The sequence below is a fragment of the Bradyrhizobium guangzhouense genome, from assembly GCF_004114955.1.
GTDB lineage: Bacteria > Pseudomonadota > Alphaproteobacteria > Rhizobiales > Xanthobacteraceae > Bradyrhizobium > Bradyrhizobium guangzhouense.
Genome location: NZ_CP030053.1, coordinates 4,386,317 through 4,411,780, shown reverse-complemented (window position 1 = coordinate 4,411,780; position 25,464 = coordinate 4,386,317). Strand labels below are relative to the sequence as shown.

Here is a 25,464-nt window from a genome sequence, read left to right as displayed (position 1 = left end):
CTCCCTGCACGGGGAGGGATGAGAAGCAACACCAACCCGGACCGCCGATGGCCTTCTACGTCGTACAGTTTCTGACAGGTCTTGCCAGCGCAGCGTCGCTGTTTCTGGTGGCCTCGGGCCTGTCGATCATCTTTGGCGTGACGCGGATCGTGAATTTCGCGCATGGCGCCTTCTACATGATCGGCGCCTATATCGCCTTCACGCTGACCGAGCGCTTCTCCGGCGCGTTCGGCTTCTGGGGCGGAGTGGTGATGGCGGCGCTGGCGGTGGCGCTGATCGGCGTGCTCGTCGAGATGGTGCTGCTGCGGCGCATCTATCATGCGCCCGAACTGTTCCAGCTGCTCGGCACGTTCGGCCTGACCTTGATGGTCGAGGATCTCGTCGTGCTGATCTGGGGGCCCGATGATCTCGTCGGCCGCCGCGCGCCGGGCTTCAAGGGCGCGGTCGATTTCTTCGGCCAGAACATTCCGAGCTACGACCTATTCCTGATCGTGCTCGGGCCTGTGGTGCTCGGCATTCTCTGGCTGCTGTTCCAGCGCACGCGGTGGGGCGTTCTGGTGCGCGCCGCGACGCAGGATCGCGACATGGTTGCGGCGCTCGGCGTCAACCAGAAATGGCTGTTCACATCGGTGTTCGCGGTCGGTGTCTTCCTCGCCGCGCTCGGCGGCGCGCTCCAGATCCCGCGCGATGCCGTGCATCACGCCATGGATCTGCGCATCATCGTCGAGGTCTTCGTCGTCGTCGTGATCGGCGGCCTCGGCAGCATCGTCGGCGCGTTCGTGGCGGCCGTGCTGGTCTCCGAGCTGAACGCCTTCGGCATTCTGATCTTTCCGAAGATTTCCATCATCCTGGTCTTCCTGGTGATGGCGGCGGTGCTGATCGTCCGGCCCTGGGGCCTGTTCGGCAAGCCGGAGGCGGCCGCGCGCAAGACGCCCGGATTGTCAGTCAATCCCTGGCGTCCGCTGACGTCGAATGAGCGGCTGGCTTCGCTGGTGGCACTCGTCATCGCCGCGATGCTGCCGTTGTTCGCCGGCAATTATGCGCTGACTGTCGGCTCCGAGATCGCGATCTTCGTGATCTTCGCCGTCAGCCTGCACTTCCTGATGTCGGTCGGCGGGCTCGCATCGTTCGGCCACGCTGCCTATTTCGGCCTCGGCGCCTACGGCGTCGCCTTCCTCGCCAAGATGGCGGGACTGCCGATGATCGTGTGCCTGCTGCTCGGTCCGCTGCTCGGGTGCATGGGGGCGGCGATATTCGGCTTCTTCGCGGTGCAGCTTTCCGGCGTCTACTTTGCGATGCTGACGCTGGCCTTCGCGCAGATCGTCTGGTCGATCGCGTTCCAGTGGGTCAGTGTGACAGGCGGTGACAACGGCATCCTCGGCGTGTGGCCTGCGAGCTGGGCGGCGAGCCCGTCGCATTTCTACTGGTTGGCGCTGGGCGTCGCGGCGCTGGTGACGATTGCACTGCGGATCGCGGTGTTCTCGCCGTTCGGCTACGCGCTTCGGGCCACGCGCGACTCGCTGCTGCGCAGCGAGGCGGTCGGCATCAATGCCAAGCGCATCCAGTGGACCGCGTTCGTGATCGCGGGCACCACCGCCGGCATCGGCGGCGCGCTGTTCGCTTACCTCAAGGGCAGCGTCTTCCCCGACAATCTCGGCATCTCGCTGTCGGTCGATGCGCTGGTCATGGTGCTGCTCGGCGGCGTCGAGACCGTCTCGGGCGGGGTGATCGGCGCCATCGTCTACAAGGCGCTGAACATCTGGCTCGTCAGCCAGACCGACCTGTCGAAGCTCGTGCTCGGCGGCTTCATCGTGCTGATCGTCGTCGTCTTCCCCAAGGGCATTGTCGGCATGCTCGAGGTGCTGGCGCAGCGGCGCAGGAAGTCAGCCCCGCCGGGATCCTCTTTGCTCGCCAAGCCGATCGAGTCCGCCGAATGAGCGTTTCACCCCCACTTCTCGCGGTCGAAGGCCTGACCAAATCCTATGGCGGCATCCACGCCGTGCGCGGCGTCTCGTTCGCGCTGCGATCAGGCGAAATCCTGGCGCTGATCGGCCCGAACGGCGCGGGCAAGAGCACCTGCTTCGACATGCTCAACGGCCAGAACAAGCCCGATAGCGGCCATGTGCGTCTGCTCGGCGAGGAGACCACGGGCAAGAAGCCGCGCGAGATCTGGCGCATGGGTGTCGGCCGAACTTTCCAGATCACCGCGACGTTCGCCACCATGACGGTGCGCGAGAACGTGCAGGTCGCGCTGATCTCGCATGGTCAGCAGCTGTTCAATCTCTGGGGCTCGGCGCCGAATGTTGATCGCAACGAGGCCGGCCGGCTGCTCGAGCTGGTCGGCATGGGCGGCTACGCCGATCGTCCCTGCGGCGAGCTCGCCTATGGCGATCTCAAGCGGCTCGAGCTGGCGGTGGCGCTCGCCAACGATCCAAAGCTGCTCTTGATGGACGAGCCGACCGCCGGCATGGCGCCGCGCGAGCGCGTCGAGCTGATGCGGCTCACGGCCCAGATCGCGAAGGAGAAGTCGATCGGCGTGCTCTTCACCGAGCACGACATGGACGTGGTGTTCGAGCATGCCGACCGCATCATCGTGCTCAATCGCGGCACGCTGATCGCCGAGGGCTCGCCGGCCGAGGTGCGCGGCAATCCGCAGGTGCAGGCGATCTATCTCGGCGAGGGCCTGCTCTACGAGGGCGGCCATCGCGAGGGGGCCTCGGCATGAAGCTCACGGTACAGGACCTCAACAGCCATTACGGCCCCGCGCATATCCTGTTCGACATCGGTTTCGAGGTCGGCGAAGGCGAGGTGGTGGCGCTGCTCGGGCGCAACGGCGCCGGCAAGTCGACCACGTTCCGCTCGATCGTCGGCCTCGTCGCGCAGCGCACCGGCCGCATCATGTTCGAGGGCAAGGATGTCTCGGCCAAACCGACGCATGAGATCGTGCGCGAGGGGCTCGGCTATGTGCCGGAGGAGCGGCGCATTTTCACCGATCTGACCGTGGAGGAGAATCTCGAAGTCGGCCGTCAGCCGAAACGACCGAACGCGCCGCACTGGGATCGCGAAAAGCTGTTCACGCTGTTTCCGAACCTCGGCGAGATGAAGAACCGTCCCGGCGGCCGCATGAGCGGCGGCGAGCAGCAGATGCTGACCATCGCACGCACGCTGATGGGCAATCCGTCGCTGGTGCTGCTGGATGAGCCCTCGGAAGGCCTGTCGCCGAAGATCGTGGAGCAGATGGTCGATGCCATCCTGACCATGAAGAAGGAGGGCGTCAGCATCGTCGTCTCCGAGCAGAATTTGCACTTTGCGCGGTTGATTTCGGATCGCGCCTACATCATCGAGCGCGGCCGCATCTGCTTCGGCGGGACCATGGCCGAGCTAGACGCACGTCCGGATATCCGCGACGCGCATCTGTCGTTGTGAGGGGCGGGGCTGGAATGGCAAGAAGCGTCACGGCGAAGAAGAGTGTCAAGCAGGGCAAGCCGCCCTACGTTCTCGACGAGCAGGTCGGCTTCATCCTGCGCCAGGTCTGGCAGCGCCACAGCTCGATCTTCTCCCGCGACATCGGCACCAACCTGACGCCGACGCAATGGGCGGCGTTGTCGAAGCTCGCCGAGACCGGGCCGTGTTCGCAGAACCAGCTCGGGCGACTGACGGCAATGGATGTCGCGACCATCAAAGGTGTGATCGATCGATTGACCGCGCGCGGCCTGACGGAGACCAGCCAGGATCCCGAGGACGGACGGCGCCTTCTGGTGAGCCTGACGCGTGCCGGGCAGCAGCTCGCGGAAAAGCTCGCGCCGAACGCGATCGCGATCACGCGCGAGACGCTGGCGCCACTCGATGCGAAAGAGCGCGAGCTGCTGATGGCGTTGTTGAACAAGCTGAGGTGATGGTCTTGTAGGGTGGGTTAGCCCTGCAGATGCGCTAAGCGCATCTGCAGGGCGTAACCCACCAACTTCGATCTGTTCGGAAAGAAAAGAGGTGGGTTACTCCTTCGGCTAACTAACCCACCCTACGGCACCTTCTTCCCGATCACTTCGCCACCACCTCCGGCACCCGGCCCGCCGGCGGCGTGTTGCGGCTGCGCTGCGTCCGCACGATGCCGTCGATGATGGTCATGCCGATGCCGGGGAGGTCGCCGAGCTGGACACTCTCCAGGATGTTCTTGCCGGGCGAGTGCTGGGCCTTGTCCATGATGACGAAATCGGCGGCACGGCCGACCTCGATCAGGCCGCAATCGAGCTGCCGCATCCGCGCGGTGTTGCCGGTGGCGAGGCAAAAGGCCAGCTCGGCCGGCAGCTCGCCGATCGAGGACAGCATCGAGACCATGCGCAGGATGCCGAGCGGCTGCACGCCGGAGCCGGCCGGCCCGTCGGTGCCGAGGATGACGCGGTGCAGGTCGCCCATCTCGCGCGCGATGCGCAGCGTGTAGAGCGCCGAGCGCTCATTGCCGTTGTGAACGATCTCGAGCCCGCGCTTGCAGCCCTCGCAAATGCAGCGGATCTGGTCGTCGGGCAAGGCAGTGTGGCCGCCATTGATGTGGCCGACCACGTCGGTGTCGGCCTCCAGCACCACGTCCTTGTCGATTAGGCCCGAGCCGGGGATCGAGGGGCCGCCGGTATGGATGGTGCTCTGGATGCCGTATTTGCGGGCCCAGCCGACCATCTTGCGCGCGGTCGGGCCGTCCTTGACGCCGCCAAGGCCGACTTCGCCGAGCAGCTTGACGCCGGCGGCGGCCATCTCCTTGAAATCTTCCTCGACCATCTCGCATTCGATCACAGGGGCGCCGGCGTGAACTTTCACGCCGCCCGGACGCAGCGTCCAGAATGCGCGCTGGGCGAAGATCGCCATCGCCTTGAGGCCAACGACGTCGCGGGGGCGGCCGGGCATGTGCACTTCGCCGGCCGAGATCATGGTGGTGATGCCGCCATGGAGCGAGCTGTCGATCCAGTTGATCTGGTTCTGCCGCGGCGTCCAGTCGCCGGCGACGGGATGGACGTGACTGTCGATCAGGCCGGGGGTGACCGTCGTGCCATTGGCATCGACGATGGTGGTTGCGCCTTCGGTGTTGAGGTCCTTGTAGCGGCCGATCGCGGTGATCTTGCCGTTCTCGGCGACGATGGTGTCGCCGTCCAGGATGGGCTTTTCCAGCGCGCCGGACAGGATCAGGCCGATATTGCGGATCACCAGCTTCGAGGGTCCGGTGGCCTGGGGTGCGTCATGCGCCATGGAAGGGGCTCCTTATTCCTAACTGCAACGCTCGCGATCTTGGGCAGCCTTGACCGCGGGATCAAGCGGGATTATTCATTAGTATACGAATGATCGTGTACAAACGACGCATAGCTGACCGCCTCGGAAACCGCTGGAAGCGAAACGGAAGGGTGAGATGAGCAATTTCAATCAGGAAAGCGTTTTGAGCGTCCACCACTGGACCGACACGCTGTTCTCCTTCAAGACCACCCGCAGCCCGACCTTCCGTTTCCGCAACGGCGAATTCACCATGATCGGGCTCAAGGTCGGCGAGAAGCCGCTGCTGCGGGCCTACAGCGTCGCCAGCGCCAATTACGAGGACACGCTGGAGTTCTTCTCGATCAAGGTGCCCGATGGGCCGCTGACCTCGCGCCTCCAGCATCTGAAGCAAGGCGACGAGATCATCGTCAGTCGCAAGGCCACCGGCACGCTCGTGATCGATAATTTGGAAGCGGGGCGCAACCTCTATTTGATCGGCACCGGCACCGGCCTTGCGCCGTTCCTGAGCGTGATCAAGGACCCCGAGACCTACGAGCGGTTCGAGAAGGTCGTGCTGCTGCACGGCTGCCGTCATGTGAAGGAACTCGCCTATGGCGAGATGATCACGGAGCACCTGCCGAAGGACGAGATGCTGGGCGAATACATCCAGAACCAGCTGATCTACTACCCGACCGTGACCCGCGATCCCTTCCGCAACCGCGGCCGAATCACCGACCTCATCACGTCAGGAAAGCTGTTCGCCGATATCGGCCTGCCGGCCATCGAGGCGGCCCATGACCGCGTCATGATCTGCGGCAGCCCGGCGCTGGTCGCCGACACCCGCGTGCTGCTGGGCGAGCGCGGCTTCGTCGAGGGCAACCATGGCGAGCCCGCCCAGTTCGTGGTCGAGAAGGCGTTTGCCGAGCGCTAAACGCGGCACTTTTTGGGCATGATCTATTCGGAAGACCGCTTCACCCTTTTCCGGATCGTGCCCTTCTCGCAATATCTCCGCATTTTCGCCGTCGGCCGGGCGTTGCCCCGCCGATTCGGCGCTTGATACACTGTGGGAGCGAATCAGCGGAGTTCCCACATGGTTGCGGACAGCGACAGCAACATCGCCTGGCACCGGGTTCAGTTGAAGAAAAATCGCGCCGAGTTGAAGGCGCTGGAGACCGCGCGCTTCACGATGGGCGAGATCGCGTCCTCCAAGCGCAACGGCCAGACCCAGAAGACGATCGGTGAACTCAAGCGCAAGATCGCGCAGTCGGAACGCGTGATTGGCGATCACGACAAGCGCACGCGCCGCCCGCTCGGCACCGACCTGCAGAGCCTCAGTAATGGCAGCTGGAGCCATTGGGACGCCTACACCAACCAGCAGCAGCGCAAGGTCGGTCCGCGGTCGCCGGGCCGGGGCTAAAGAAGGGCGGGTTCCAGCCCTTGCGTCTACGGCCTCACACACCATGTGGTTGAGGCGCCAACAACCATTCCGGTGATTCCATGGCACCGCGCCTCGATTTCACCAGCGAAGCCTTCTTTCGCGATCCGCCTACGGCCATTGCCGCGCTGCGCGCGCAAGGTCCTGTGGTCGCGACACGTTTTCCCCTGGTCGGCGACGTCTGGATCACCACCACTCACGACGCCACTGCGCAAGTGTTGAAGGACAGCACGATCTTCACGCTGCGCAAGGAGGACGGCGAAGTGGCAGGCCTGCGCTGGTGGATGCCGGGGTTGGTCAGGACCATCGCCAACAACATGCTGACGACGGACGAGCCGGACCATACGCGGCTGCGCAGCATCGTGGACGAAGCCTTTCGCCGCCGCGCCATCGTCGCGATGGAGCCGCGCATCCGCGCCATCGCGGATGGTCTGGCCGATGAGCTGTTTGCAGACGGCAGCCCGGCCGATCTGGTCGAGCGCTATGCGCGCATCCTGCCCCTGTCGGTGATCTCCGAGCTGCTCGGACTGCCCATGGCCGATCGCCCGCGTTTCATCGCCTGGGCCAATGCGATGTCCACATTGACGAACGTCGTCAGTTTCTTTCGCTTGCTGTTCGCGTTCCGCAACATGCGGAGTTATCTCGAAGGACAGTTGCGGATCGCGCGCGAGCGGGGCGGCGAGGGCCTGATTGCCGAGCTGGTCCAGGTCGAACGCGAGGGCGGCGAGATCACGCCGGACGAAATGGTCTCGATGGTGTTCCTGCTGCTCGCTGCGGGCTCGGAGACCACCACGCATCTGATCAGCGGCTCGGTCTACGAGCTGCTCAGAAATCCTGACATGCTTGACTGGATGGAACAGGATTGGAGCCGCGCCTCCCTCGCGGTCGAAGAATTCTTGCGCTTCGTCTCGCCGGTCCAGTTTTCAAAGCCGCGTTACGTGCGGCGGGACGTCGAAATCGAAGGCGTGCGCGTGAAGAAGGGCGATCGCGTCATGGTGATGCTCGCCGCCGCGAATATGGATCCGGCGGTGCACGAACAGCCGAAGCGCCTCAATCTCGAACGCAAGCCCAATCGCCACATCTCCTTCGGCACGGGAATCCATTTCTGCCTGGGACATCAGCTGGCGCGGATCGAAGGGGCCTGCGCGCTTCAGGCGCTGTTCACCCGCTGGCCGCGGCTCGGTCTCGCAGTCGATCCGTCGCAGATCCGTTGGCGCAAGCGGCCGGGCCTCCGCGCGATCGCAAAATTGCCGGTGATCGCGTCCGATGGTCAGCCCGTCGATTTGCGCGAGGCGACGCGATCGCGCTCCCAGCCGAACACCGAGCGACCGTCGAGATCCGGCGAGGCTTCACGCTCACCGGCGATATAGGCTTCGACCGATGGTCCGCTTGCGGTGCGTTCCAGCCGCCGCGCCTGGTCGTCGAGGCGCCTGATCGCCTGCAACTCTTCCTCGCGGCCGAGTTTTGCGCTCTGGATTGCGCCCTTCAGCACGCGGATGGTCTCGTCATAGACCTTGATCGGAACGGGGTAGGGATGCCGGTCCTTGCCGCCATGGGCGAGCGAGAAGCGCGCGGGATCGTTGAAGCGATAGGGCGCGCCGTGCACGACCTCGGCGACCATTGCCAGCGATCGCACGGTGCGGGCGCCGACGCCGGGCGTCAGCAACAGCTCGGGGAAATCGACCGGCCCGCGCTCGGCCGCGGCCGCGAGCGTGCCGTGCAGGCGGCGCGCGAACACGTCCTTCGGCCTGACATCGTGATGCGCCGGCATGATCAGATGCGGCAGCGTGGCCTGAAGCGGCTCGGGCGCCGTGCCGGTGAGCCGCTCGAGTTCGGAGAGAATGCGATCAGGGCCGAGGTCGGAGAGGAGCTCGAGCTGCGCGCTGCGCGAGATTTCGGCGCGATGGTCGGTGAGATTGACGATCTCGCCCTGCTGCGGGCCATCGATCGCACTATGCGGCGCATCGACAAAACTCTTGAGCGCCTCGGAATGCCAGTGGTAGCGGCGGGCCTGGCGCTTGTCGCCGTTCATGCCCTGTTGCACCACCGTCCACTTGGCATCTGAGGTGACGAAGAAGCCGTGCAGATAGAGATCGAAACCGTCCTGCACAGCGGCACTGTCGACCTTGGCCACGAGGCGGCTGGCGCGTGTGAGCTTTGCGCCGTCGAAGCCGACGCGGTTGCCGAGCTGCAAGAGCTCGTCCGGGGTCTTGCGCGAATGCTGGCCGCGGCCGCCGCAGACATAGATGCCGAGCTCGTCCTGGAGCGGGCCGAGCCCGCGCTTCAGCGCGCCGATCACCGACGTCGTGATGCCTGAGGAGTGCCAGTCCATGCCCATGACGGCGCCGAACGACTGGAACCAGAATGGATGCGACAGCCGCTGCATGAACGCATCGCGGCCATAATGCAGCACGATCGCCTGCGTGACGATCGCACCCAGCGACGCCATACGGCTTGCAAGCCACGGCGGAACTCGTCCGGAGTGCAAGGGAAGATCGGCGCTGCCGGTTCGACGAGTCATGATTGCCTACGAATAGCGCAATTGGGCGACGGTTGCACCAGTGGGATGCTGCGTTGCACTGAGCGTGGGAGCGAAGCTCCCGCAGACGCGTTGGGCCGCGAACGCAATTGCGGGGACATGAATGAATCGCCAAGCCATCATGACTGACATCGATAGGATGTTCGGGTGGATACCATCATGGTTTATCGGTCTCGGCCTGGTGGCCGGGGCGATGCTGATTGCGCTGTCGTTCTATCGGCTCGCAACATGGCTGCTCAAACGCACCTTCGGAACCCGGCTTCCATTGCTGAGCGTGTTCATCGAACGCACGTCCGGCCCGGCGCAGCTCGCGCTGTGCCTGGCGGCCGTCGCGCTGGTTCTGCCGCTCGCCCCTCTGGACGATGCGTTCCGCGCTCCGCTCACGAGCCTGTTCGTGGTAGCCTTCATCGCGCTGATTGGCTGGATCTCGATCCGGATCGTCGACATGAGCGCGGCGCGCTATCTGCAGAATTTTCGCGACGTCACCGAAAATTTCGTCGCGCGAAAGCACGTGACGCAGGTGCGCGTGTTCAAGCGCGTGACCGACATCATCATCGTCATCATCACGGTGTCGACGGCGCTGATGACGTTCGACTCGGTCAGGCAATACGGCGTCAGCCTGTTCGCCTCGGCCGGTGCCGCCGGTATAATCGTCGGTCTCGCCGCGCGGCCGCTGCTCAGCAATCTCATCGCGGGCCTGCAGATCGCCATCACCCAGCCGATCCGCATCGAGGATGCCGTCATCATCGAGAACGAATGGGGCTGGGTCGAGGACATCGCCGCGACCTATGTCGTGATCCGGCTGTGGGACTGGCGCCGCATGGTGGTGCCGCTGTCCTACTTCATCGAAAAGCCGTTCCAGAATTGGACCCGCGATACGGCGTCCCTGATCGGCGTGATCGCGCTTCATGTCGACTATCGCGCCGACGTGCCGCGCATCCGGCGCTGGCTGGAGGGTGCCGTGAAGGAGTCCAAGCTATGGGACGGCGCCGTAGTCAATCTTCAGGTGATCGATGCGGACCAGCGCACCATCGAGCTACGCGCACTGGTCAGCGCGCGCAATGCGCCGCAATCCTGGGACCTGCGCTGCGAGGTCAGGGAGAAGCTGATTGCCTTCATTCGCGACGAGATGCCGGAAGCCCTGCCGCGCGAGCGCGCCATCCTGATCCCGTCGGGAGGAGGCGGTGATACCGAATTCTTCCGGCGCCCGGCCGAGCCGGAGCAGATGCGGGCCAGCGCGCGCAACTAGGAGGAGACCCTCACTGCGCGCGGATGTCGGCGGCCTTCAGCACGGGCTCCCATTTGGTCGCTTCGGCATGGATGTAGGCGTCAAATTCCCCGGGCGAGGAGCCGACCGGGGTTGCGCCGATCTTGCTCAGCGTGGAGATCACGTTCGGGTCCTGCAGCGCCGCCTTCAGATCGGCCTCGAGTTTCGTGACAATCTCGGGCGGCATCTTTGCGGGTCCCAGCACGCCCCACCAGACAGGGACGTCGTAGCCTGGGACGCCGGATTCGGCGACCGTCGGCACGTTCGGCAGCGCCTTGGAGCGCTCGGCCGAAGTCACGGCGAGTGCCCGCACCGGGCCGCCGTCGAGCTGGCCGATCGCCTCCGCCAGCGGATTGATGCTGAGCGGAATCTCGCCTGATATGACCGCGGTCAGCGCCGGCGCGCCGCCCTTGTAGGGGATCGCGACGATCCTGGTGCCGGACATGTATTTCAGGAGCTCGCCGGCAAGATGTGCTGACGTGCCGTTGCCGGACATGCCGTAGGAGAGCTTGTCGGGATCTTTCTTCGCCGCGGCGAGCAGATCGCCGAGCGTCTTGTAGGGGCTGTCCTTTGCGACCACGATCGCGAGGGGCGAGGAGGCGACTTCGGTGATTGCCGTAAAATCCTTGAACGTGTCGTAGGGCACACTCGGATAAATGAACTGGTTGAGCGGATGGCCGCTGGCGACCAGGATCAGCGTGTAGCCGTCGGGCGCGGCTTGCGTCAGCGCCTGCGAGGCGACGATGCCGCCGGCGCCGGGGCGGTTGTCGATCACGGGCTGCTGGCCCCAGGTTTTCGCGAGTGCCTGGCCGAGCGTGCGGGCGAGCACGTCGACGGCCCCGCCGGCCGCGTAGGGCACCAGGATGTGGACCGGCTTGCTCGGATAGCTGTCGGCGGCACGCGCGGCGCCGCAGGCGAACAGCACACCGGCGCCGAGCATCAGGCGGCCGATCGTCATTTTCAACCCAAGCATGGTTCAGCACTCCCTAAGGGCTTTTCGCGCCCGCGGTGGTCTTCGAGCCGCCTCCGGACATTGCCCGTGGTTTTTGTTGACGAGACCTGATCTTTTGTACGATAGTACAAATCACATGGCACGCAAGCCCACCAGCAAGGAAACGGCCCGCAAGCCGAACATGCGCGAGGCGATCCTCGCCGCGGCCGAGGAGCTGTTCGCCACCAACGGCTTCAACGCCGTCTCGGTGCGCGATATCGCGCACGCGGCTGGGGCCAACCCTGGCAGCGTCACCTATCATTTCAAGACCAAGGACGGCCTGCTGCTGGAGATCTACCGCCGGCATTGCGGCCCGATGAACCTGCGCCGCTCCGAGCTGCTCGCCGCCGCCAAGCGCGTGCGCGATCTCCAGGACCGGCTGGAAGCCATCGTGCGGGCCTATGTGGTGCCGGCCTTCACCTCGGGCAGCGATCTCGCCGGCGGCGGCGCGCGTTTCACGCGGCTGCGCGCGGTGATGTCGGCCGAGGGCAACGAAGTGGCGCGAAAGATCATCGCGCAGACGTTTGACGACACCAGCCACGCCTTCATCGACGCGATCCACGAGAGCCTGCCGCACATTCCGCGCACCGACATCGTCTGGCGCAGCCACTTCCTGCTCGGCGCGCTGTACTACTCGCTGGTGACGCCGGACCGTGTCTCGCGCCTGTCGCGCGGCGAGGCCGATGGCAATGATGCCGCCAACGCCATCGAGCAGATGGTGCAGGCCACCGTTGCAGCATTCCAGGCACCCGCGCTGGATCAGGCGACGCCGGCGCGGCGGCGGGCTATCGCAAGCAGCAAGACTTGAAAGAAACCGCCTGAGGGGAGGCGCGTCACGGCGCCTTCGCTCGCAAGCGGACATGTAACGGGGTGTTTTGGGAAATGAACAGGCGGGAGTGCTTCCATCTCTTGACCGGGCTGGCCGGCGCCGCGCTCGCAGGCAAAGTGCGTGCGGAAGAGCCGAGGGCGATTCCGACGATCAAGCCGCCGGATCCCGATCCCAAGACCCCGTCGTTCAAATTGCCGCCGAAATCCTGCGACAGCCACACGCATATCTTCGGACCCGCGTCCCGCTATCCCTTCTCGGAAAAGCGCCCGTACAACACGGCCGACGCGCCGCTGGAGACGTTCCGCAGCGTGCACGAGAAGATCGGCGTCGAGCGCTGCGTGATCGTCAATGCCACCGTGCACGGCACCGACAACCGCGTCGTCACCGATGCCATCGCGCAGAGCGAGGGTGCCTACAAGGGCATCGCCAATGTCAGCGATGAGATGACCGAGAAGGAGCTTGCCGCGCTCGACAAGGCCGGCATCTGCGGCTGCCGCTTCGCCTTCCTCAAGCGCCTCGGCGGCGTCGGGGACATGAACAAGTTCCAGCGCATCGTGCACCGCGTCGCCGAGCTGGGCTGGCACATCGACGTCTATTTCGAGCCCGGTACGATTGCCGACTTCGCACCGATCCTGACTGCGCTGCCGACGCCTTACGTGATCGATCACATGGGGACCGTTCAAGCCGCGAAGGGTCTCGGCGATCCAGGCTTCACGGCGCTGCTCGATCTCCAGAAGAACGACGAGAAGTGCTGGGTCAAGATCACAGGTCTGGAGCGCGCTTCCGCGGGCGGAAAGCCGTTCCACGACGCCGTGCCGTTCGCGAGGGCGCTGATCGACAATGCGCCGGATCGCGTCATCTGGGGCACCGACTGGCCCCATCCCAACGTCAAGATCATGCCCAATGACGGCGAGATCGTCGACCTGATCCCCCTCTATGCGCCCGACAAGGCGATCCGGCAGAAGCTGCTGGTCGACAACCCCGCGCGCCTGTTCAAATTCAGCTGATCAAGATGACGTACACGCCCACCATTCCGCCGCCCGATCCCAACACGCGCACGCCAAAATTCAAGCTGCCAAAGCTGTCATGCGATGCGCACTGCCACATCTTCGGCCCCGGCGCGAAATACCCTTACGCGCCTGACCGGTCCTACACGCCGCCGGATGCGCCGCTCGAGGACTTCAAGGTGCTCCACGCCAAGCTCGGCGTCGAGCGCGCGGTCATCGTCAATGCCAGCGTGCACGGGACCGACAATACGGTGGCGCTCGATGCGATCGCGCAGAGCAACGGTGCCTATCGCGCGGTCGCCAATATCGACGACACCATCAGCGAGCGGGGCTTGCGCGTGCTGCACGAAGGCGGCTTCCGCGGCTGCCGCTTCAATTTCGTTCGCCATCTCGGCGGCGTGCCCGACAAGCGTGTGTTCGACCGCATCGTCGCGATGGTCGCACCGCTCGGCTGGCACATCGATCTGCACTTCGATGCGATCGATCTGCCTGACCATGCCGACATGCTGACCAGGCTGCCGCTGAGCTACACCATCGACCATATGGGACGCGTGAAGGCATCGGAAGGCCTCGGCCAGCTTCCGTTCAAGATCCTGATAGAGCTGATGCAGCGCGACGAAAAGTGCTGGGTCAAAATCTGCGGCTCGGAGCGGGTCTCGTCGGCCGGCCCGCCTTTTACTGACGCCGTGCCGTTCGCACGCAAGATTGTCGAGACCGCCCCGGACCGCGTCATCTGGGGTACCGACTGGCCGCATCCCAACGTCAAGGTGATGCCGAACGACGGCGACCTCGTCGACCTGATCCCGCTGTTCGCGCCGGAGTTGGAATTCCAGCAGAAGATCCTGGTCGACAATCCCGCACGCTTGTTCGAGTTCGACCGATGACCGCGATGGCGATCGACAAGCCGCGCGGGCGCGCCTGGTGGAAGGAGCTCTGGATCCAGGTGCTCATCGCCATGGCGGCCGGCATCGCGCTCGGGATCGCCAGTCCCGAGCTAGGGGCCAAGATGCAGCCGCTTGGCGACGCCTTCATCAAGGCGATCCGGATGCTGATCGCGCCGATCATCTTCTGCACCGTCGTCCACGGCATCGCGCATATGGCGGACATGGCGCGGGTCGGGCGCGTTGCGATCAAGGCCATCGTCTATTTCGAGATCATGACAACGATCGCGCTGATCATCGGTCTCATCGCGGTGAATGTACTCAAGCCCGGCGCCGGCATGAACATCGATCCCGCCAGCATCAATGCCAGCGCGGTCGAGCCCTATGTCAAGCAGACCACCGTGATCGGCTTCGTGCCGTTTCTGATGAACATCGTGCCGGCGACCTTCATCGGCGCCTTTGCCGAGGGCAACATCCTCCAGGTCCTGTTCATCTCAGTGCTGTGCGGGTTTGCGCTGGTGCAGCTCGGCGAGCGCGCCGCGCCGCTGGTCCATCTGGTCGACATCGCCGCCAAGATGGTATTCGCCGTGGTCGGCTTCGTGATGTGGGCGGCGCCGATCGGCGCGTTCGGCGCGATTGCCTTCACCGTCGGCAAGTTCGGCGTGGGATCGCTGGCCTCGCTCGGCAAGCTGCTCGGCGGCTTCTATCTCACTTGCGTCATCTTCATCATCGTGGCGCTTGGCCCCGTCGCGCGGCTCTGCGGCTTCTCGTTGCTCAAGCTGATCCGCTATATCTGGGAAGAGCTTTTGATCTGCATCGCCACGACGTCGTCGGAGACAGTGCTGCCTCGCATGCTGACCAAGCTGGAGAAGGCCGGCTGCGAGAGGAGTGTGGTCGGACTGGTGATTCCGACCGGCTATTCCTTCAATCTCGACGGCACGTGCCTTTATCTCGCTGCCGCCTCGGTGTTCCTGGCTCAGGCGACCAACACGCCGCTCGGACTCGCCGAGCAGATCGAGCTGCTGCTGATCTTGCTCGTGACCTCCAAGGGTGCTGCGGGCATCGCGGGCGCGGCCTTTGTCGTGCTGGCGGCGACATTGTCGGCCACCGGCACGATTCCGGTGACGAGCGTCGCGCTGGTGCTCGGCATCCATCGCCTGATGTCGCAGGGGCTGACGCCGACCAATCTGATCGGAAACGCGGTTGCGACCATCGCGATTGCCAAATGGGAAGGCGCGCTCGATGGTGAGCGCCTGACGCGCGTACTCGACGGTGAGGAACCTGCGGCCGCCGCCGCCTGATGAACTTGCTGCCGGCATGACGCGAGCAGCCTATGATGCTGACGAACGAAAGAGGGGAGTTCTCCCATGAAAACAGGTCTCGTGATCACCGCCCATCCCGGCGACTTCGTCTGGCGCGCCGGCGGCGCCATCGCGCTGCATGCGAAGAAGGGCTATCGCATGAAGATCGTCTGCATGTCCTTTGGCGAGCGCGGCGAGAGCCAGTTCGCCTGGAAGGAAAAGGGCGCGACGCTGGAATCGGTCAAGGCCGGCCGCAAGGACGAGGCGGAGCGGGCGGCCAAGCTGTTAGGAGCCGAGATCGAGTTCTTCGACTGTGGCGACTATCCGCTCAAGCTCACCGAAGCGCATTTCGACCGCATGGTCGACATCTACCGCGAGCTCAATCCGAGCTTCGTGCTGACGCACGCTTTGGAAGATCCCTATAATTTCGACCACCCGAACGCGGCGCATTTCGCCCAGGAGACCCGCGTGGTCGCGCAGGCGATGGGCCACAAGCCCGGCGCGCAATATAAATATTCCGCCCCACCGGTGTTCCTGTTCGAGCCGCACCAGCCCGAGCAATGCAATTACAAGCCGGATCTGTTGCTCAAGATCGACGAGGTCTGGAAGGAGAAGTACGAGGCGTTCCAGATCCTCGCCGCGCAAAAGCATCTCTGGGGCTATTACGAGCGCGTTGCGCTTAACCGCGGTATCCAGGGCAGCCGCAACACCGGCGTGCCCATGACCTATGGCGAGGCCTATCAGCGCCTGTTCCCGACGGTTGCGGAGGAGTTGGCATGAAGCCTGTCGTCGTTCGCAACATCGAGCGAGCCGACCCCGCCGGGATGGCGGAGTACGGCGTCTCGACCGTGCACGAAGCCTATGGCCGCCTCGGGCTGATGAAGCCATACTTGCGGCCGGTCTGGGCCGGCGCGTCGATCGCCGGTCCCGCCGTCACCGTGCTGGCGCAGCCCGGCGACAACTGGATGATCCATGTCGCGGTCGAGCAGTGCAGGAAGGGTGACGTCCTCGTCGTCGGCTGCACCACCGACAACACCGACGGCATGTTCGGCGAGTTGCTCGCGACCTCGCTGAGGGCGCGCGGCGTGCAGGGGCTGATCATCGATGCCGGCTGCCGCGACGTCAAGGCGCTGCATGAGATGAACTTTCCGGTGTGGTCGCGGGCGGTCTCGGCCAAGGGCACTGTGAAGGCGACCCTCGGCTCGGTCAACGTCCCCGTGGTCTGCGCCGGCGTGAACGTCGATCCCGGCGACATCATCGTCGCGGATGACGACGGCGTCGTCGTGGTGCCGAAGCGTTACGCCGCTGAAGTTGCCGAGAAAGCGAAGAAGCGCAACGCCGATGAGGGCGGCAAGCGCACGCGGCTTGCTTCGGGCGAGCTTGGCCTCGACATGTACGGCATGCGCGAGGCGCTGGCGAAAGCGGGGCTCGTCTACGTCGACAATCCCGAGGACGTCTGAGGAAGAGGAGCGGAGAGGGCGGATGGATCGTCTCAAGCTGAAGGCCGTGCTCGGCAGTCACCCTCACGTCGAGGCGGTGAAGAGTGGCGAGCTCCGCTCCGACCTGTTCGATCTCGACTTCATCGAGTACAAGCCGACCAACACGGCATTCAAGCCGATGGTGCGTGAGCAGGCCTTCGACGTCTGTGAGATGGCGATCGTCACCTACCTGATGGCGAAGGCCCACGGCAAGCCGCTGGTGCTGCTGCCGGCGACCATGCTCGGCCGTTTCCAGCATGCCTATGCGCTGTACAATCCGGCGCACGGGACGCTCGGGCCCGGCGATCTCGAAGGCAAGCGCGTCGGCATCCGCTCGTTCACGACCACGACCGGGGCCTGGATCCGAGGCATTCTCGCCAACGATTACGGCGTCAATCTCGACAAGATCCGCTGGGTTACCTTCGAAGATCCGCACGTCGCCGAATATGTCGACACCACCGAGCGCGCGCCGAAGGACAAGAAGGTCTTGCAGATGCTGCTCGACGGCGAGGTCGATGCCGTTCTTGGAGAGACCTCAAACGATCCCAAGGTGAAGTCGCTGTTCCCCGATCCGGGCGCGGAAGCGGCCAAATGGTATGCGCGCCGTGGCGTCGTGCCGGTCAACCATCTCGTGGTCGTGACCGAAGGCCTTGCGAAATCGCGTCCCGACGTGGTGGCCGGCATCTATGATCTGCTCAAGCGCAACAAGGAACAGACGGGGCCGGCGGCGACACCCGACCTCTTGCCCTTCGGGATCGAGGCGAACAGGAAACCGTTGGAGCTGATCATCGACTATGCATTCCAGCAGGCGCTGATTCCGCGCCGCTATCCGGTCGAGGAACTCTTCGACGCAACGACGCGAGGATTGAATTGATGGCGGATCCGAAGCGGTGGCAGATCGGGCTGGTGGGCTATGGCGAGGTCGGCCGCATCCTGGCCGAGGATCTCCGGCGGCAGGACATCAAGGTCGCCGCTTACGACATCAAGCTTGGAGGCGAACAGGGCGCCGTGTTGAAGGAGCACGCCGCAAAATTCGGCGTGATGCTGGCGGCGTCGCATGCCGAGCTGACCGCGAAGTCCGATTTCATCATCTCGGCCGTCACCGCCAGTCAGGCCGTGCCGGTCGCAAGAGCCTGCGCTGATGCGATCAACCAGGGCACCTGGTTCCTCGATTTCAACTCGGCCTCTCCAGGCGCCAAGCAGCGCGCGGCCGCGCTGATCGACGGCGCGGCCGGTCGTTATGTCGAGGGCGCGGTGATGACCTCGGTGCCGCCTTATCGGATCAAGGTGCCGCTGCTGCTTGGTGGCCCCGGCGCAAGAGAGCTCGAACCGCTGCTGAATGCGATCGGCTTTGCGGCGAAGGTTGCGAGCGACAAGCTCGGCGTATCCTCGGCGGTGAAGATGTGCCGCAGCATCATGATCAAGGGCCTGGAGGCCATGGTTATCGAAAGCTTCACCACTGCACGTGCCTATGGCGTCGAGGATGCGGTGCTGGCGTCGCTGACGGAAACCTTTCCCGCGATCAACTGGGAGAAGCAGGGCGCCTATTTCTTCCAGCGCGTGATCGAGCATGGCCGCCGCCGCGCCGAAGAGGTGCGTGAGGTCGCCGAGACCGTCCGCGAAGCCGGGCTGACGCCCTGGTCTGCGCAAGGCACGGCCGAGCGTCAGGCCTGGGTTGCCGATCTCGCCGACGAGGGCCTGTTCGGCACCAAGGGGACGAAGGAGTTCGCCCGCAGCGCCGATTGGCGCACCGAGGCGGACCGCATCCTGGCGAAGATCAAGCCGTAGCGCTCAGCTCGGGACGCCGCTGGCGCGATGCAGGCTCGAGATTTCATCGCGAGCGAGTTCGATCGAGTCAATCAGGCGATTGGCTTCGCGGGTGACGTCCTTGGTGCGCTCGCTCTTGAAGTCGGTCAAGACCATGCGAATGCACTTGTCGGCCGTATCGAGCGTGCGCAGCGCGCGGGCCTTGTCGTCCTGCGAGTTCATCGTGGCGATATCGAGCCCCGACAACACTTCGCCGATGCCGCTCAATCGCTTGATGGCCATCTCGGCGGGCGTCTTGGCCCGGATCGATTGATAATCAATGCTGCTGAATGCGCTGAACGTATCCATAACTTCCCCAGAGAACGCAGATGGTCAGTGCGCGCGTCCAATTATGGTTAGGACCACCTTTCGAGCAATTCGTGGAGCTACGGTCCGGGATTCTACCGGACTCGGATTTCGAGGCGAATTGGCGGTGAATCGGGCCAGAAAGGTCTGGGATCAGCGCTGTTTCCCGACAATTCTACCGTCGAGCGCGACGAGCATACCTGCCTTGTACACAGCGCGGCCCTGCGGCACCGCGACCACGGCCTCCGGAACATGCTTCGCGTCCAGCGTCACGAAATCCGCCTTGGCGCCGACATGCAGGCCGTAACCTTCAAGCCGTAGCGCCTTGGCGCCTGACGCAGTGACGACGTCGAACGCGACGCGAAGTTCCTCATCAACGTTGAAACCCGAGCGATAGCCGAGCGTCGTCGCCCGCCGCAGCATGTCGCCGTCGCCGTAGGGCCACCAGGAATCCCGGATGTTGTCGTTGCCGCTGAACACGGTGACGCCGGCGCTGCGCAGGATGAGGATCGGCGGGAAGGCGCGGGCGCCCGGCGCGTTGGTCATGATCGCGACACCGGAGCGGGCGAGGATGTCGGCGATGCCCTTGAGTTGATCCGCCGTGATATCGCCGAGCCCGTAAGCGTGGCTGATGGCGACATGGCCCTCCATGCCGAGCGCGCGCGTGCGCACCGCGATCTGCTCGATCTCGAAAGCGCCGAGCGTGCCCATGTCGTGCAGATGGATGTCGACATCCACGCCATGCTTCTCGGCGACGCCGAACACGACGTCGAGGTGCTTCTCGACATCACGATCAAAGCTCGCGGGATCGAGCCCGCCGACGAGGTTCGCACCGACGCCGATCGCCTCGTCGAGCAATTGCGGCGTGCCCGGGCTCGTCAAGATGCCGCTCTGGGGAAAGGCGACGAGCTGGATGTCGATCAGGCCGCGATATTCCTCGCGCACGCGCAGGATCGTCTCGAGCGACTTCAGGCCGACCGAGCCGTCGACCATGACGTGGCTGCGCATCTGCGTGGAGCCATGACCGATGCAGAGATCGAGCTGGTTGCGCGCCCGCACGTCCATCGGCGCCGCCTCGGCCATGTTCTGAGCCTGGAAGGCCACGCGTTCGTGCACGTTGAAGCCGGCGGTGCACGGCTTGTGCGGACGCCAGGCATCGCCATAGAAGCTGGTGTCGAGATGGATGTGGCCCTCGACGAAGCCGGGAACGACGAGGGCGTTGCCGAGGTCGACGGTCTCGACGCCGCTTGCGGGCGTGTCGGTCGGCAGAAGCGCGGCGATCAGGCCGTCCTTGACCGCGATGTGATGCCGCGCCCCGCCGTCGAAGCGGGCGTTCAGGAAGATCTTGTCGAAGGCCATCCGGTTGCTCCCGTAGGGTCGATGTGTCGCGCGCGGTTCAGTTTCGCGGATGAAGCAGCTTGGCCGGCGACCGCTCAAAAGTCTGCCGTCCGTTTTTAAACCCCATCAGGATTTCAGGCAGCTCGGCAATGGCGAAGCGGCTGTCCTTGATATCGAGGACGACGAGATCTGCGGGCTTGCCGACCGCGATGCCATAGTCTTTGAGATTCATCAGCCGCGCCGGCAGCTCGGTGACGAGATCGAGGCAGGTGTCGAAATCGCCGACGGCGGCTTGAGCGACATTGGCGTAGAAGTTCGCCATCCGCAGCAGCGAGGCATCGCCGAACGGCGTGAAGGGATTGAGCACATTGTTGGTGGCGACCGAGCAGACGATGCCGCCGGCTACGAGCTTGTGTGCGAGCGTCAGTCCGCGCGGCGCGTTATGGGTGGCCTCGCGCCCCATTAGGTACAGATCGGTCGCCGGCAGCACCGTGATGGCGACGCCGGCCTTGGCCAGCTGTGCGGTGGCGGCCTTCAGCCGCTCCGGAGGCAGGGCCGAGAGCTTTGTCACATGCCCGATCGCGACGCGGCCTCCGTAATTGCGCTGCTCGGTTTGCCCAATGACTTCGTCGAGATGTGACCAGGAGGGATCGAGATCGAAATCGAGATGAAGGTCGACGTCGAGGTCGAACTGTTGGGCGAGATCGAAGATGCGCTTCAGATGCGCGTTCGGATCGGTGTCGGTATAGGGGCAGCCGCCGATCGCGTCGGTGCCGTCGCGCAAGGCCTGAAGCAGCAGCTCATCGGCGCCGGGGTCGTTGGTCAGGCCCTCCTGCGGGAACACACATAGCGACAGGTCAATCGCCCAGGCATAGTCCCGCTTGAGCGCCTTGACCGCCTCGAAGCTGCGCAGGCCGATGCGCGGGTCAATCTCGACATGGGTGCGCATCCGCGTCGTGCCGTGCACGATGGCGCGTTCGAGCACTTTGGCGCCGCGCGCATAGACATCGTCCGTGCTGAAATCCCGCTTCATCGCCGAGACGGCGCGGATGGCATCGCCGAGCGTGCCGTGGATGTGCCCGCAGCGCTCCAACAGGCAGGCCTTGTCGAGATGAATGTGAGTGTCGACGAAGCCGGGCAGGGCCAGCCGTCCCCCGACATCGATCTCGACGGCCTCGCAGGCCAGGTGGGGTTCGATCGCGGTGATGCGTCCGCCCGTCACTCCAATATCGACGGGCGTCGGGGATGATCGCATCAGGGCGTTGCGGAAGATCAGGTCGAAGGCGGTCTGGGCGGTCATGAAGGGGATCTGACTGATAAGCGATTCCTGGATGGTGGCAATGTAGCGGAGGCGACGGGCCTGCCGCCATATCGAAAGCCGCGATAGCTGGTAGACCCAAGCTGATCTGGCGGCCGGCACGACGCAAGCCCGGAGATCGAGCTGCTCTACAGGAAGTGGCTGGAATCGCCGACCCGCCCAACGGCATCAATTACAACGTTCCGATGTCGCCAGCCTTGCGAGCCGCCTTCAAGACCCCGAGCTCGAGCGCCGATCCGGACGTGGATGGGGTGAAGTGAGGCGAGGGCGGCTTCCACCTCTCATCGCCGGGAAAAGACCGCCGTGCCAAAACGCTACATTTGACAAAAGTGGGGCGAGGCCGAGGGTCGAGGAGACCAACCGCGTGCTCCGGCGCGCCCTAGCCTTGCTGAAGGATATCGGTGCGGACGAACTTGCGATAACCTGCGAGACGCATCAGCGCATCCAGAGCCGAATAGTCATGCGCGAAAATGAGCCGTTTCTGGTCCGCCACGCGGACTTGATTTTCGCGTTGAAGACGTTTGCCGCGTCGATGCTGGCGCTTATCATTGCGCTCGCCATGGACCTGCCGCGGCCCTATTGGGCGATGGCGACCGTCTACATCACCTCGCAGCCGCTGGCCGGCGCCACCAGCTCGAAAGCCTTCTTCCGCGTCATGGGCACGCTGGTCGGCGCGATCATGACGGTGGCGCTGGTGCCGAACCTGATCAACGCGCCGGAACTCCTGTGCCTCGCGATCGCGCTCTGGGTCGGGCTGTGCCTCTATCTGTCGTTGCTCGACGGCACGCCGCGCAGCTATGTCTTCATGCTGGCCGGATACACGGTGGCGCTGATCGGCTTCCCCTCGGTGTCCGACCCCGGCGCGATTTTCGACACCGCGGTGGCGAGGCTCGAGGAGATCTCGCTCGGAATCATCTGCGCCAGCCTCGTCTCCACCATCGTGTTCCCCCGCAGCGTCGCACCGGCCGTGGCCCATCGCGTCGACACCTGGCTTTCCGATGCACGCCGTCTCAGCCAGGCCGTGCTGTTGCGGGACGCGACGGGCGATATCCGCCGCGGCAAGCGCCTCAAGCTCGCGACCGACATCGTCGAGATCGACACGCTCTCCACTCATCTTGCCTATGATCGCCTGACCGACCGCAATGCCGTGACCAGCCTCGGCGAGATCCGGCTGCGGATGTTGACGTTGCTGCCGGTGATCGCCTCGATCGAGGATCGGCTGGCTGCATTGGGCGAGGAGGCCCTGGGGCGCCGGCCGGAGCTGAAGCGCTTGCTGGAAGAACTTGCGCAATGGATCGTGAGTGACGTCGGTGCGCGGCAGCCGGCCGACCGTATCCGTGGCGAGATAGCTGAGCAGCAGGCGGGGCTGAACGACAATGCCTCCTGGGAGCGAATTATCACCACCAGCCTGCTGTCGCGGTTGCGCGATCTGGTTGACCTCTCGCGCGACTGCCGTGCGCTGACCGAGGCCATTGGCGAGGGCCGCAGCATCTCCACTGATGATCTCGCCTTCCATTCCGAAGCCGGCGCCGCGCCGGTGCGCCACAGGGATCGCGGCCTGGCGCTATGGTCGGCGGCAGGCGCCGCGACCGCCATCCTGATCTGCTGCGCGTTCTGGATCGGCACGGGCTGGCCGGACGGCGCCTCGGCGCCGATGATGGCGGCCGTGGCCTGCTCGTTCTTCGCCGCGCAGGACGAGCCGGCGCGATTTATCCGCAGCTTCGGCCTGTGGTCGCTGGTCGCCATCGTGGTCGTCGCGATCTATTTGTTCGCGCTGGTGCCTGCGATCTCCCATATCGAGGTTCTGATCGTCGCGCTGGCACCGACTTTCCTGCTCTACGGCTTCCTGATCGGCCGGCCCGCCACGGCGGGCACCGGCATGGCGCTCGCCGCCAACACGGCGACGCTGCTGGCGCTGCAATCGACCTACGTCGCGGATTTCGCGTCCTATGCCAATTCCGCCGTGGCATTCTTCGTCGGTGTGCTGATCGCCGAGATCGTGACGCGGATTGCGCGCGGGGTGGGGGCGGAGTGGATCGCCAACCGCCTGGTGCTGTCGAGTTGGACCACGATCGCGATTGCGGCCGAACGGCGCGGCAAACGCGATCGCGCGGAGTTCGCGGGTCTCATGCTGCACCGTCTCGGGCTGCTGGTGCAGCGCATCGCCTTCCTGTCGGAGAGCGATCGCCGCGACGCCGACAGCCTGGTGCAGCTCCGCATCGGCATCAACATCATCGATCTGCGCCGCGCGCGCTACGGGCTCGCGGCGTCGACTATCGCCGTCATCGACGACATGCTCGACCAGCTCGCCATTGCCTGCCGCAACTATGCGGGCGGGGGAATGCCGCGCGAGCTTCTGGCTGGCGTCGACCGGGCGCTGGGCCAGGCGGTGAAGGATCCCAATGACAGCGCGCGCGAAGATGCCCTGATCGGCCTCGTCGGTATCAGGCGCGGCCTGTTCCCGGACGCGCCTGCGTACCGGCCGCGCGCAGATGCGAGTGTGGCGGCATGAGATACGTGATCGATATCTACGGCGTGCTCGTGCCGGCGCTCCTGCTCTGGATCATCGTCGCGTATGTGCTGAGCGCGATTTTGCGTAGGCTCATGCAGCGCTTCGACCTCTACCGTCTGGTCTGGCACCGCGCGCTGTTCGATTTCGCTGTTTTCGTCTGCCTGCTCGGCGGCGTGGTCTATCTCTCGGAGTATCTCCCATGAAAGGAAATGTTGCCTGGCTCGGCCGGCTTGCGGTGACGGCCATCGTGGTCATCGCGGCGCTCGCCGTCGGCCGCGCGCTCTGGGTCTATTATTTGGAATCGCCATGGACGCGCGATGGCCGTGTGCGTGCCGACGTGGTGCAGGTCGCACCAGACGTCTCCGGCTTCGTCACCGACGTGCTCGTCAAGGACAACCAGAAGGTCCATCGCGGCGACGTACTGTTCAGGATCGATCGTGAACGATTCGCGCTGGCTTTGCGGCAGGCCGATGCGGCTGTCGCCGGTCATCAGGCCACGCTCGATCAGGCCAACGCCGATCTGAAGCGCTATACTGCGCTGACGACGGATGCAGTGTCGCAGCAGAAGCAGGAGCAGGTGCTCGCGACCCAGCTTCAGGCCAAGGCCGCCTTCGATGCGGCGGTGGCCGATCGCGCGGTCGCCCAGCTCAATCTCGATCGCAGCGAGGTGCGGGCGTCCGTGAATGGCGTCATCACCAATATGGATCTGCGCCCAGGCGCTTACGTCTCCGCCGGCAAGGGCGTGATGGCGCTGGTCGACAGCGATACGCTGCATGTCGAAGGCTATTTCGAAGAGACGAAGCTTGCGCGCATTCGCGTCGGTGACAGGGTTCGCGTCCGTCTGATGGGCGAGAAGGCGACCCTGTCAGGCCATGTCGAGAGCATCGCCGCCGGTATCGAAGACCGCGACCGCGCCGAGGGTGCGAGCCTGCTTGCCAACGTCAATCCGACGTTCAGCTGGGTGCGGCTTGCCCAGCGCGTGCCGGTCCGCATCGCCCTCGATCCGGTGCCTGAGGCAATCTCGCTGGTCGCAGGCCGCTCGGCGACGGTCGAGGTGTTGAACTAGCTCGCTGCGAGTTGCTCGTTGCTGTGCCCTCTCCCCCTGTGGGAGAGGGCATCTTCGCTGGTTGGCACATACTCGCCAGGGCGAGGGGTAGTCTCCGCGCTTACCGTGCTGACAGATGCCCCTCATCCGGCGCTGCGCGCCACCTTCTTCCGCAA

25 protein-coding genes and 1 pseudogene are annotated in these 25,464 nt (G+C 64.8%); 20 read left to right on the top strand and 6 right to left on the bottom strand.

Annotated features, from left to right (window positions below; translation table 11 throughout):
* The first annotated feature begins 47 nt into the window (after positions 1–47).
* Genes XH91_RS21325 through XH91_RS21310 form a run of 4 tightly spaced genes read left to right on the top strand, consistent with a single transcriptional unit; the run spans position 48 to position 3,896 of the window.
* Positions 48–1,937 (top strand): ABC transporter permease, encoded by a 1,890-nt coding sequence (locus tag XH91_RS21325; RefSeq protein WP_128952393.1) that lies wholly within the window; start codon positions 48–50, stop codon positions 1,935–1,937.
* Positions 1,934–2,725, top strand: coding sequence for an ABC transporter ATP-binding protein (locus tag XH91_RS21320; RefSeq protein WP_128952392.1), 792 nt, complete (start codon positions 1,934–1,936; stop codon positions 2,723–2,725). Before XH91_RS21325 ends, XH91_RS21320 begins: the two co-directional genes overlap by 4 nt.
* Positions 2,722–3,426 (top strand): ABC transporter ATP-binding protein, encoded by a 705-nt coding sequence (locus XH91_RS21315; RefSeq protein WP_128952391.1) that lies wholly within the window; start codon positions 2,722–2,724, stop codon positions 3,424–3,426. The genes XH91_RS21320 and XH91_RS21315 overlap by 4 nt, the downstream gene beginning before the upstream one ends.
* 14 nt (positions 3,427–3,440) lie before the next feature.
* On the top strand, positions 3,441–3,896 hold the full coding sequence (locus XH91_RS21310) for a MarR family winged helix-turn-helix transcriptional regulator (RefSeq protein ID WP_128952390.1): 456 nt from the start codon (positions 3,441–3,443) through the stop codon (positions 3,894–3,896).
* 142 nt (positions 3,897–4,038) lie between these two features.
* On the opposite strand, the gene XH91_RS21305 is transcribed toward XH91_RS21310, so the two are convergent.
* Positions 4,039–5,235: an amidohydrolase family protein gene (locus XH91_RS21305; protein ID WP_128952389.1), complete on the bottom strand. Its 1,197-nt coding sequence runs from the start codon at positions 5,233–5,235 to the stop codon at positions 4,039–4,041.
* A 157-nt stretch (positions 5,236–5,392) separates the two neighbouring features.
* On the opposite strand from XH91_RS21305, the gene XH91_RS21300 reads away from it, so the two are divergent.
* From XH91_RS21300 to XH91_RS21290, 3 genes are all read left to right on the top strand, one after another.
* Positions 5,393–6,166 (top strand): ferredoxin--NADP reductase, encoded by a 774-nt coding sequence (locus tag XH91_RS21300; protein WP_128952388.1) that lies wholly within the window; start codon positions 5,393–5,395, stop codon positions 6,164–6,166.
* Positions 6,167–6,325: 159 nt separating this feature from the next.
* Positions 6,326–6,652, top strand: a complete 327-nt coding sequence (locus XH91_RS21295; RefSeq protein ID WP_128952387.1) for a hypothetical protein — start codon at positions 6,326–6,328, stop codon at positions 6,650–6,652.
* A gap of 80 nt (positions 6,653–6,732) precedes the next feature.
* A complete protein-coding gene (locus tag XH91_RS21290) occupies positions 6,733–8,040 on the top strand; it encodes a cytochrome P450 family protein (protein WP_128952386.1) in 1,308 nt (435 codons plus the stop codon).
* Here XH91_RS21290 and XH91_RS21285 read toward each other — a convergent pair.
* Complete coding sequence (locus XH91_RS21285; RefSeq protein ID WP_128952385.1) at positions 7,941–9,191, bottom strand: DUF763 domain-containing protein; 1,251 nt, start codon at positions 9,189–9,191, stop codon at positions 7,941–7,943. The genes XH91_RS21290 and XH91_RS21285 overlap by 100 nt on opposite strands.
* Positions 9,192–9,312: 121 nt before the next feature.
* Between XH91_RS21285 and XH91_RS21280 the strand changes: the two genes are divergently transcribed.
* Positions 9,313–10,458, top strand: a complete 1,146-nt coding sequence (locus XH91_RS21280) for a mechanosensitive ion channel family protein (RefSeq protein WP_128952384.1) — start codon at positions 9,313–9,315, stop codon at positions 10,456–10,458.
* 10 nt (positions 10,459–10,468) lie between these two features.
* On the opposite strand, the gene XH91_RS21275 is transcribed toward XH91_RS21280, so the two are convergent.
* Positions 10,469–11,449: a tripartite tricarboxylate transporter substrate binding protein gene (locus XH91_RS21275; RefSeq protein ID WP_128952383.1), complete on the bottom strand. Its 981-nt coding sequence runs from the start codon at positions 11,447–11,449 to the stop codon at positions 10,469–10,471.
* A gap of 115 nt (positions 11,450–11,564) precedes the next feature.
* Between XH91_RS21275 and XH91_RS21270 the strand changes: the two genes are divergently transcribed.
* The 8 genes from XH91_RS21270 to XH91_RS21235 all read left to right on the top strand — a co-directional run bounded on the left by XH91_RS21270 (position 11,565) and on the right by XH91_RS21235 (position 18,751).
* A complete protein-coding gene (locus XH91_RS21270) occupies positions 11,565–12,275 on the top strand; it encodes a TetR/AcrR family transcriptional regulator (protein ID WP_128952382.1) in 711 nt (236 codons plus the stop codon).
* Positions 12,276–12,349: 74 nt separating this feature from the next.
* Entirely contained in the window at positions 12,350–13,303 is a 954-nt protein-coding gene (locus XH91_RS21265; protein WP_128952381.1) for an amidohydrolase family protein, read from the top strand.
* Entirely contained in the window at positions 13,303–14,187 is an 885-nt protein-coding gene (locus tag XH91_RS21260) for an amidohydrolase family protein (protein WP_128952380.1), read from the top strand. Before XH91_RS21265 ends, XH91_RS21260 begins: the two co-directional genes overlap by 1 nt.
* Positions 14,184–15,485: a C4-dicarboxylate transporter DctA gene (gene dctA / locus XH91_RS21255; protein WP_128952379.1), complete on the top strand. Its 1,302-nt coding sequence runs from the start codon at positions 14,184–14,186 to the stop codon at positions 15,483–15,485. The genes XH91_RS21260 and dctA overlap by 4 nt, the downstream gene beginning before the upstream one ends.
* A gap of 66 nt (positions 15,486–15,551) precedes the next feature.
* Complete coding sequence (locus XH91_RS21250; protein ID WP_027517331.1) at positions 15,552–16,265, top strand: PIG-L deacetylase family protein; 714 nt, start codon at positions 15,552–15,554, stop codon at positions 16,263–16,265.
* Entirely contained in the window at positions 16,262–16,945 is a 684-nt protein-coding gene (locus tag XH91_RS21245; RefSeq protein ID WP_128952378.1) for a 4-carboxy-4-hydroxy-2-oxoadipate aldolase/oxaloacetate decarboxylase, read from the top strand. The genes XH91_RS21250 and XH91_RS21245 overlap by 4 nt, the downstream gene beginning before the upstream one ends.
* Before the next feature lie 22 nt (positions 16,946–16,967).
* The gene (locus tag XH91_RS21240; protein ID WP_128952377.1) at positions 16,968–17,837 is read left to right on the top strand and encodes a substrate-binding domain-containing protein; all 870 of its coding nucleotides are present in this window, start codon (positions 16,968–16,970) and stop codon (positions 17,835–17,837) included.
* Positions 17,837–18,751 carry a DUF1932 domain-containing protein gene (locus tag XH91_RS21235; protein WP_128952376.1) on the top strand — a complete coding sequence of 305 codons (915 nt, stop codon included), beginning with the start codon at positions 17,837–17,839 and terminating at the stop codon, positions 18,749–18,751. The genes XH91_RS21240 and XH91_RS21235 overlap by 1 nt, the downstream gene beginning before the upstream one ends.
* Before the next feature lie 3 nt (positions 18,752–18,754).
* Here XH91_RS21235 and XH91_RS21230 read toward each other — a convergent pair whose 3' ends face one another.
* The 3 genes from XH91_RS21230 to XH91_RS21220 all read right to left on the bottom strand — a co-directional run bounded on the left by XH91_RS21230 (position 18,755) and on the right by XH91_RS21220 (position 21,713).
* Positions 18,755–19,078, bottom strand: a complete 324-nt coding sequence (locus XH91_RS21230; protein WP_128952375.1) for a hypothetical protein — start codon at positions 19,076–19,078, stop codon at positions 18,755–18,757.
* A 150-nt stretch (positions 19,079–19,228) separates the two neighbouring features.
* A complete protein-coding gene (locus tag XH91_RS21225) occupies positions 19,229–20,434 on the bottom strand; it encodes an amidohydrolase family protein (RefSeq protein WP_128952374.1) in 1,206 nt (401 codons plus the stop codon).
* A 37-nt stretch (positions 20,435–20,471) separates the two neighbouring features.
* On the bottom strand, positions 20,472–21,713 hold the full coding sequence (locus tag XH91_RS21220; protein ID WP_128952373.1) for an amidohydrolase family protein: 1,242 nt from the start codon (positions 21,711–21,713) through the stop codon (positions 20,472–20,474).
* Between the two features lie 123 nt (positions 21,714–21,836).
* On the opposite strand from XH91_RS21220, the pseudogene XH91_RS39425 reads away from it, so the two are divergent.
* The 4 genes and pseudogenes from XH91_RS39425 to XH91_RS21195 form a co-directional block, all read left to right on the top strand.
* Positions 21,837–21,991 (top strand): annotated as a pseudogene (locus XH91_RS39425) (amino acid ABC transporter substrate-binding protein); the annotation flags it as partial.
* A gap of 200 nt (positions 21,992–22,191) precedes the next feature.
* Positions 22,192–24,243 (top strand): FUSC family protein, encoded by a 2,052-nt coding sequence (locus XH91_RS21205; RefSeq protein WP_128952372.1) that lies wholly within the window; start codon positions 22,192–22,194, stop codon positions 24,241–24,243.
* Positions 24,240–24,446, top strand: a complete 207-nt coding sequence (locus XH91_RS21200; RefSeq protein WP_128952371.1) for a DUF1656 domain-containing protein — start codon at positions 24,240–24,242, stop codon at positions 24,444–24,446. The genes XH91_RS21205 and XH91_RS21200 overlap by 4 nt, the downstream gene beginning before the upstream one ends.
* Complete coding sequence (locus XH91_RS21195) at positions 24,443–25,309, top strand: efflux RND transporter periplasmic adaptor subunit (protein WP_128952370.1); 867 nt, start codon at positions 24,443–24,445, stop codon at positions 25,307–25,309. The genes XH91_RS21200 and XH91_RS21195 overlap by 4 nt, the downstream gene beginning before the upstream one ends.
* Positions 25,310–25,464: the final 155 nt, after the last annotated feature.

What these genes read in the sequence shown, in the direction of transcription:
- XH91_RS21245 (WP_128952378.1), top strand. Translation starts at nt 16,262, where the DNA reads ATGAAGCCTGTCGTCGTTCGCAACATCGAGCGAGCCGACCCCGCCGGG.
- XH91_RS21320 (WP_128952392.1), top strand. Translation starts at nt 1,934, where the DNA reads ATGAGCGTTTCACCCCCACTTCTCGCGGTCGAAGGCCTGACCAAATCC.
- XH91_RS21280 (WP_128952384.1), top strand. Translation starts at nt 9,313, where the DNA reads ATGAATCGCCAAGCCATCATGACTGACATCGATAGGATGTTCGGGTGG.
- XH91_RS21285 (WP_128952385.1), bottom strand. Translation starts at nt 9,191, where the DNA reads ATGACTCGTCGAACCGGCAGCGCCGATCTTCCCTTGCACTCCGGACGA.
- XH91_RS21315 (WP_128952391.1), top strand. Translation starts at nt 2,722, where the DNA reads ATGAAGCTCACGGTACAGGACCTCAACAGCCATTACGGCCCCGCGCAT.
- XH91_RS21300 (WP_128952388.1), top strand. Translation starts at nt 5,393, where the DNA reads ATGAGCAATTTCAATCAGGAAAGCGTTTTGAGCGTCCACCACTGGACC.
- XH91_RS21275 (WP_128952383.1), bottom strand. Translation starts at nt 11,449, where the DNA reads ATGCTTGGGTTGAAAATGACGATCGGCCGCCTGATGCTCGGCGCCGGT.
- XH91_RS21220 (WP_128952373.1), bottom strand. Translation starts at nt 21,713, where the DNA reads ATGACCGCCCAGACCGCCTTCGACCTGATCTTCCGCAACGCCCTGATG.
- XH91_RS21265 (WP_128952381.1), top strand. Translation starts at nt 12,350, where the DNA reads ATGAACAGGCGGGAGTGCTTCCATCTCTTGACCGGGCTGGCCGGCGCC.
- XH91_RS21200 (WP_128952371.1), top strand. Translation starts at nt 24,240, where the DNA reads ATGAGATACGTGATCGATATCTACGGCGTGCTCGTGCCGGCGCTCCTG.
- XH91_RS21270 (WP_128952382.1), top strand. Translation starts at nt 11,565, where the DNA reads ATGGCACGCAAGCCCACCAGCAAGGAAACGGCCCGCAAGCCGAACATG.
- XH91_RS21205 (WP_128952372.1), top strand. Translation starts at nt 22,192, where the DNA reads ATGCGCGAAAATGAGCCGTTTCTGGTCCGCCACGCGGACTTGATTTTC.
- XH91_RS21240 (WP_128952377.1), top strand. Translation starts at nt 16,968, where the DNA reads ATGGATCGTCTCAAGCTGAAGGCCGTGCTCGGCAGTCACCCTCACGTC.
- XH91_RS21225 (WP_128952374.1), bottom strand. Translation starts at nt 20,434, where the DNA reads ATGGCCTTCGACAAGATCTTCCTGAACGCCCGCTTCGACGGCGGGGCG.
- XH91_RS21290 (WP_128952386.1), top strand. Translation starts at nt 6,733, where the DNA reads ATGGCACCGCGCCTCGATTTCACCAGCGAAGCCTTCTTTCGCGATCCG.
- XH91_RS21310 (WP_128952390.1), top strand. Translation starts at nt 3,441, where the DNA reads ATGGCAAGAAGCGTCACGGCGAAGAAGAGTGTCAAGCAGGGCAAGCCG.
- XH91_RS21325 (WP_128952393.1), top strand. Translation starts at nt 48, where the DNA reads ATGGCCTTCTACGTCGTACAGTTTCTGACAGGTCTTGCCAGCGCAGCG.
- XH91_RS21235 (WP_128952376.1), top strand. Translation starts at nt 17,837, where the DNA reads ATGGCGGATCCGAAGCGGTGGCAGATCGGGCTGGTGGGCTATGGCGAG.
- XH91_RS21230 (WP_128952375.1), bottom strand. Translation starts at nt 19,078, where the DNA reads ATGGATACGTTCAGCGCATTCAGCAGCATTGATTATCAATCGATCCGG.
- dctA (WP_128952379.1), top strand. Translation starts at nt 14,184, where the DNA reads ATGACCGCGATGGCGATCGACAAGCCGCGCGGGCGCGCCTGGTGGAAG.
- XH91_RS21195 (WP_128952370.1), top strand. Translation starts at nt 24,443, where the DNA reads ATGAAAGGAAATGTTGCCTGGCTCGGCCGGCTTGCGGTGACGGCCATC.
- XH91_RS21250 (WP_027517331.1), top strand. Translation starts at nt 15,552, where the DNA reads ATGAAAACAGGTCTCGTGATCACCGCCCATCCCGGCGACTTCGTCTGG.
- XH91_RS21295 (WP_128952387.1), top strand. Translation starts at nt 6,326, where the DNA reads ATGGTTGCGGACAGCGACAGCAACATCGCCTGGCACCGGGTTCAGTTG.
- XH91_RS21305 (WP_128952389.1), bottom strand. Translation starts at nt 5,235, where the DNA reads ATGGCGCATGACGCACCCCAGGCCACCGGACCCTCGAAGCTGGTGATC.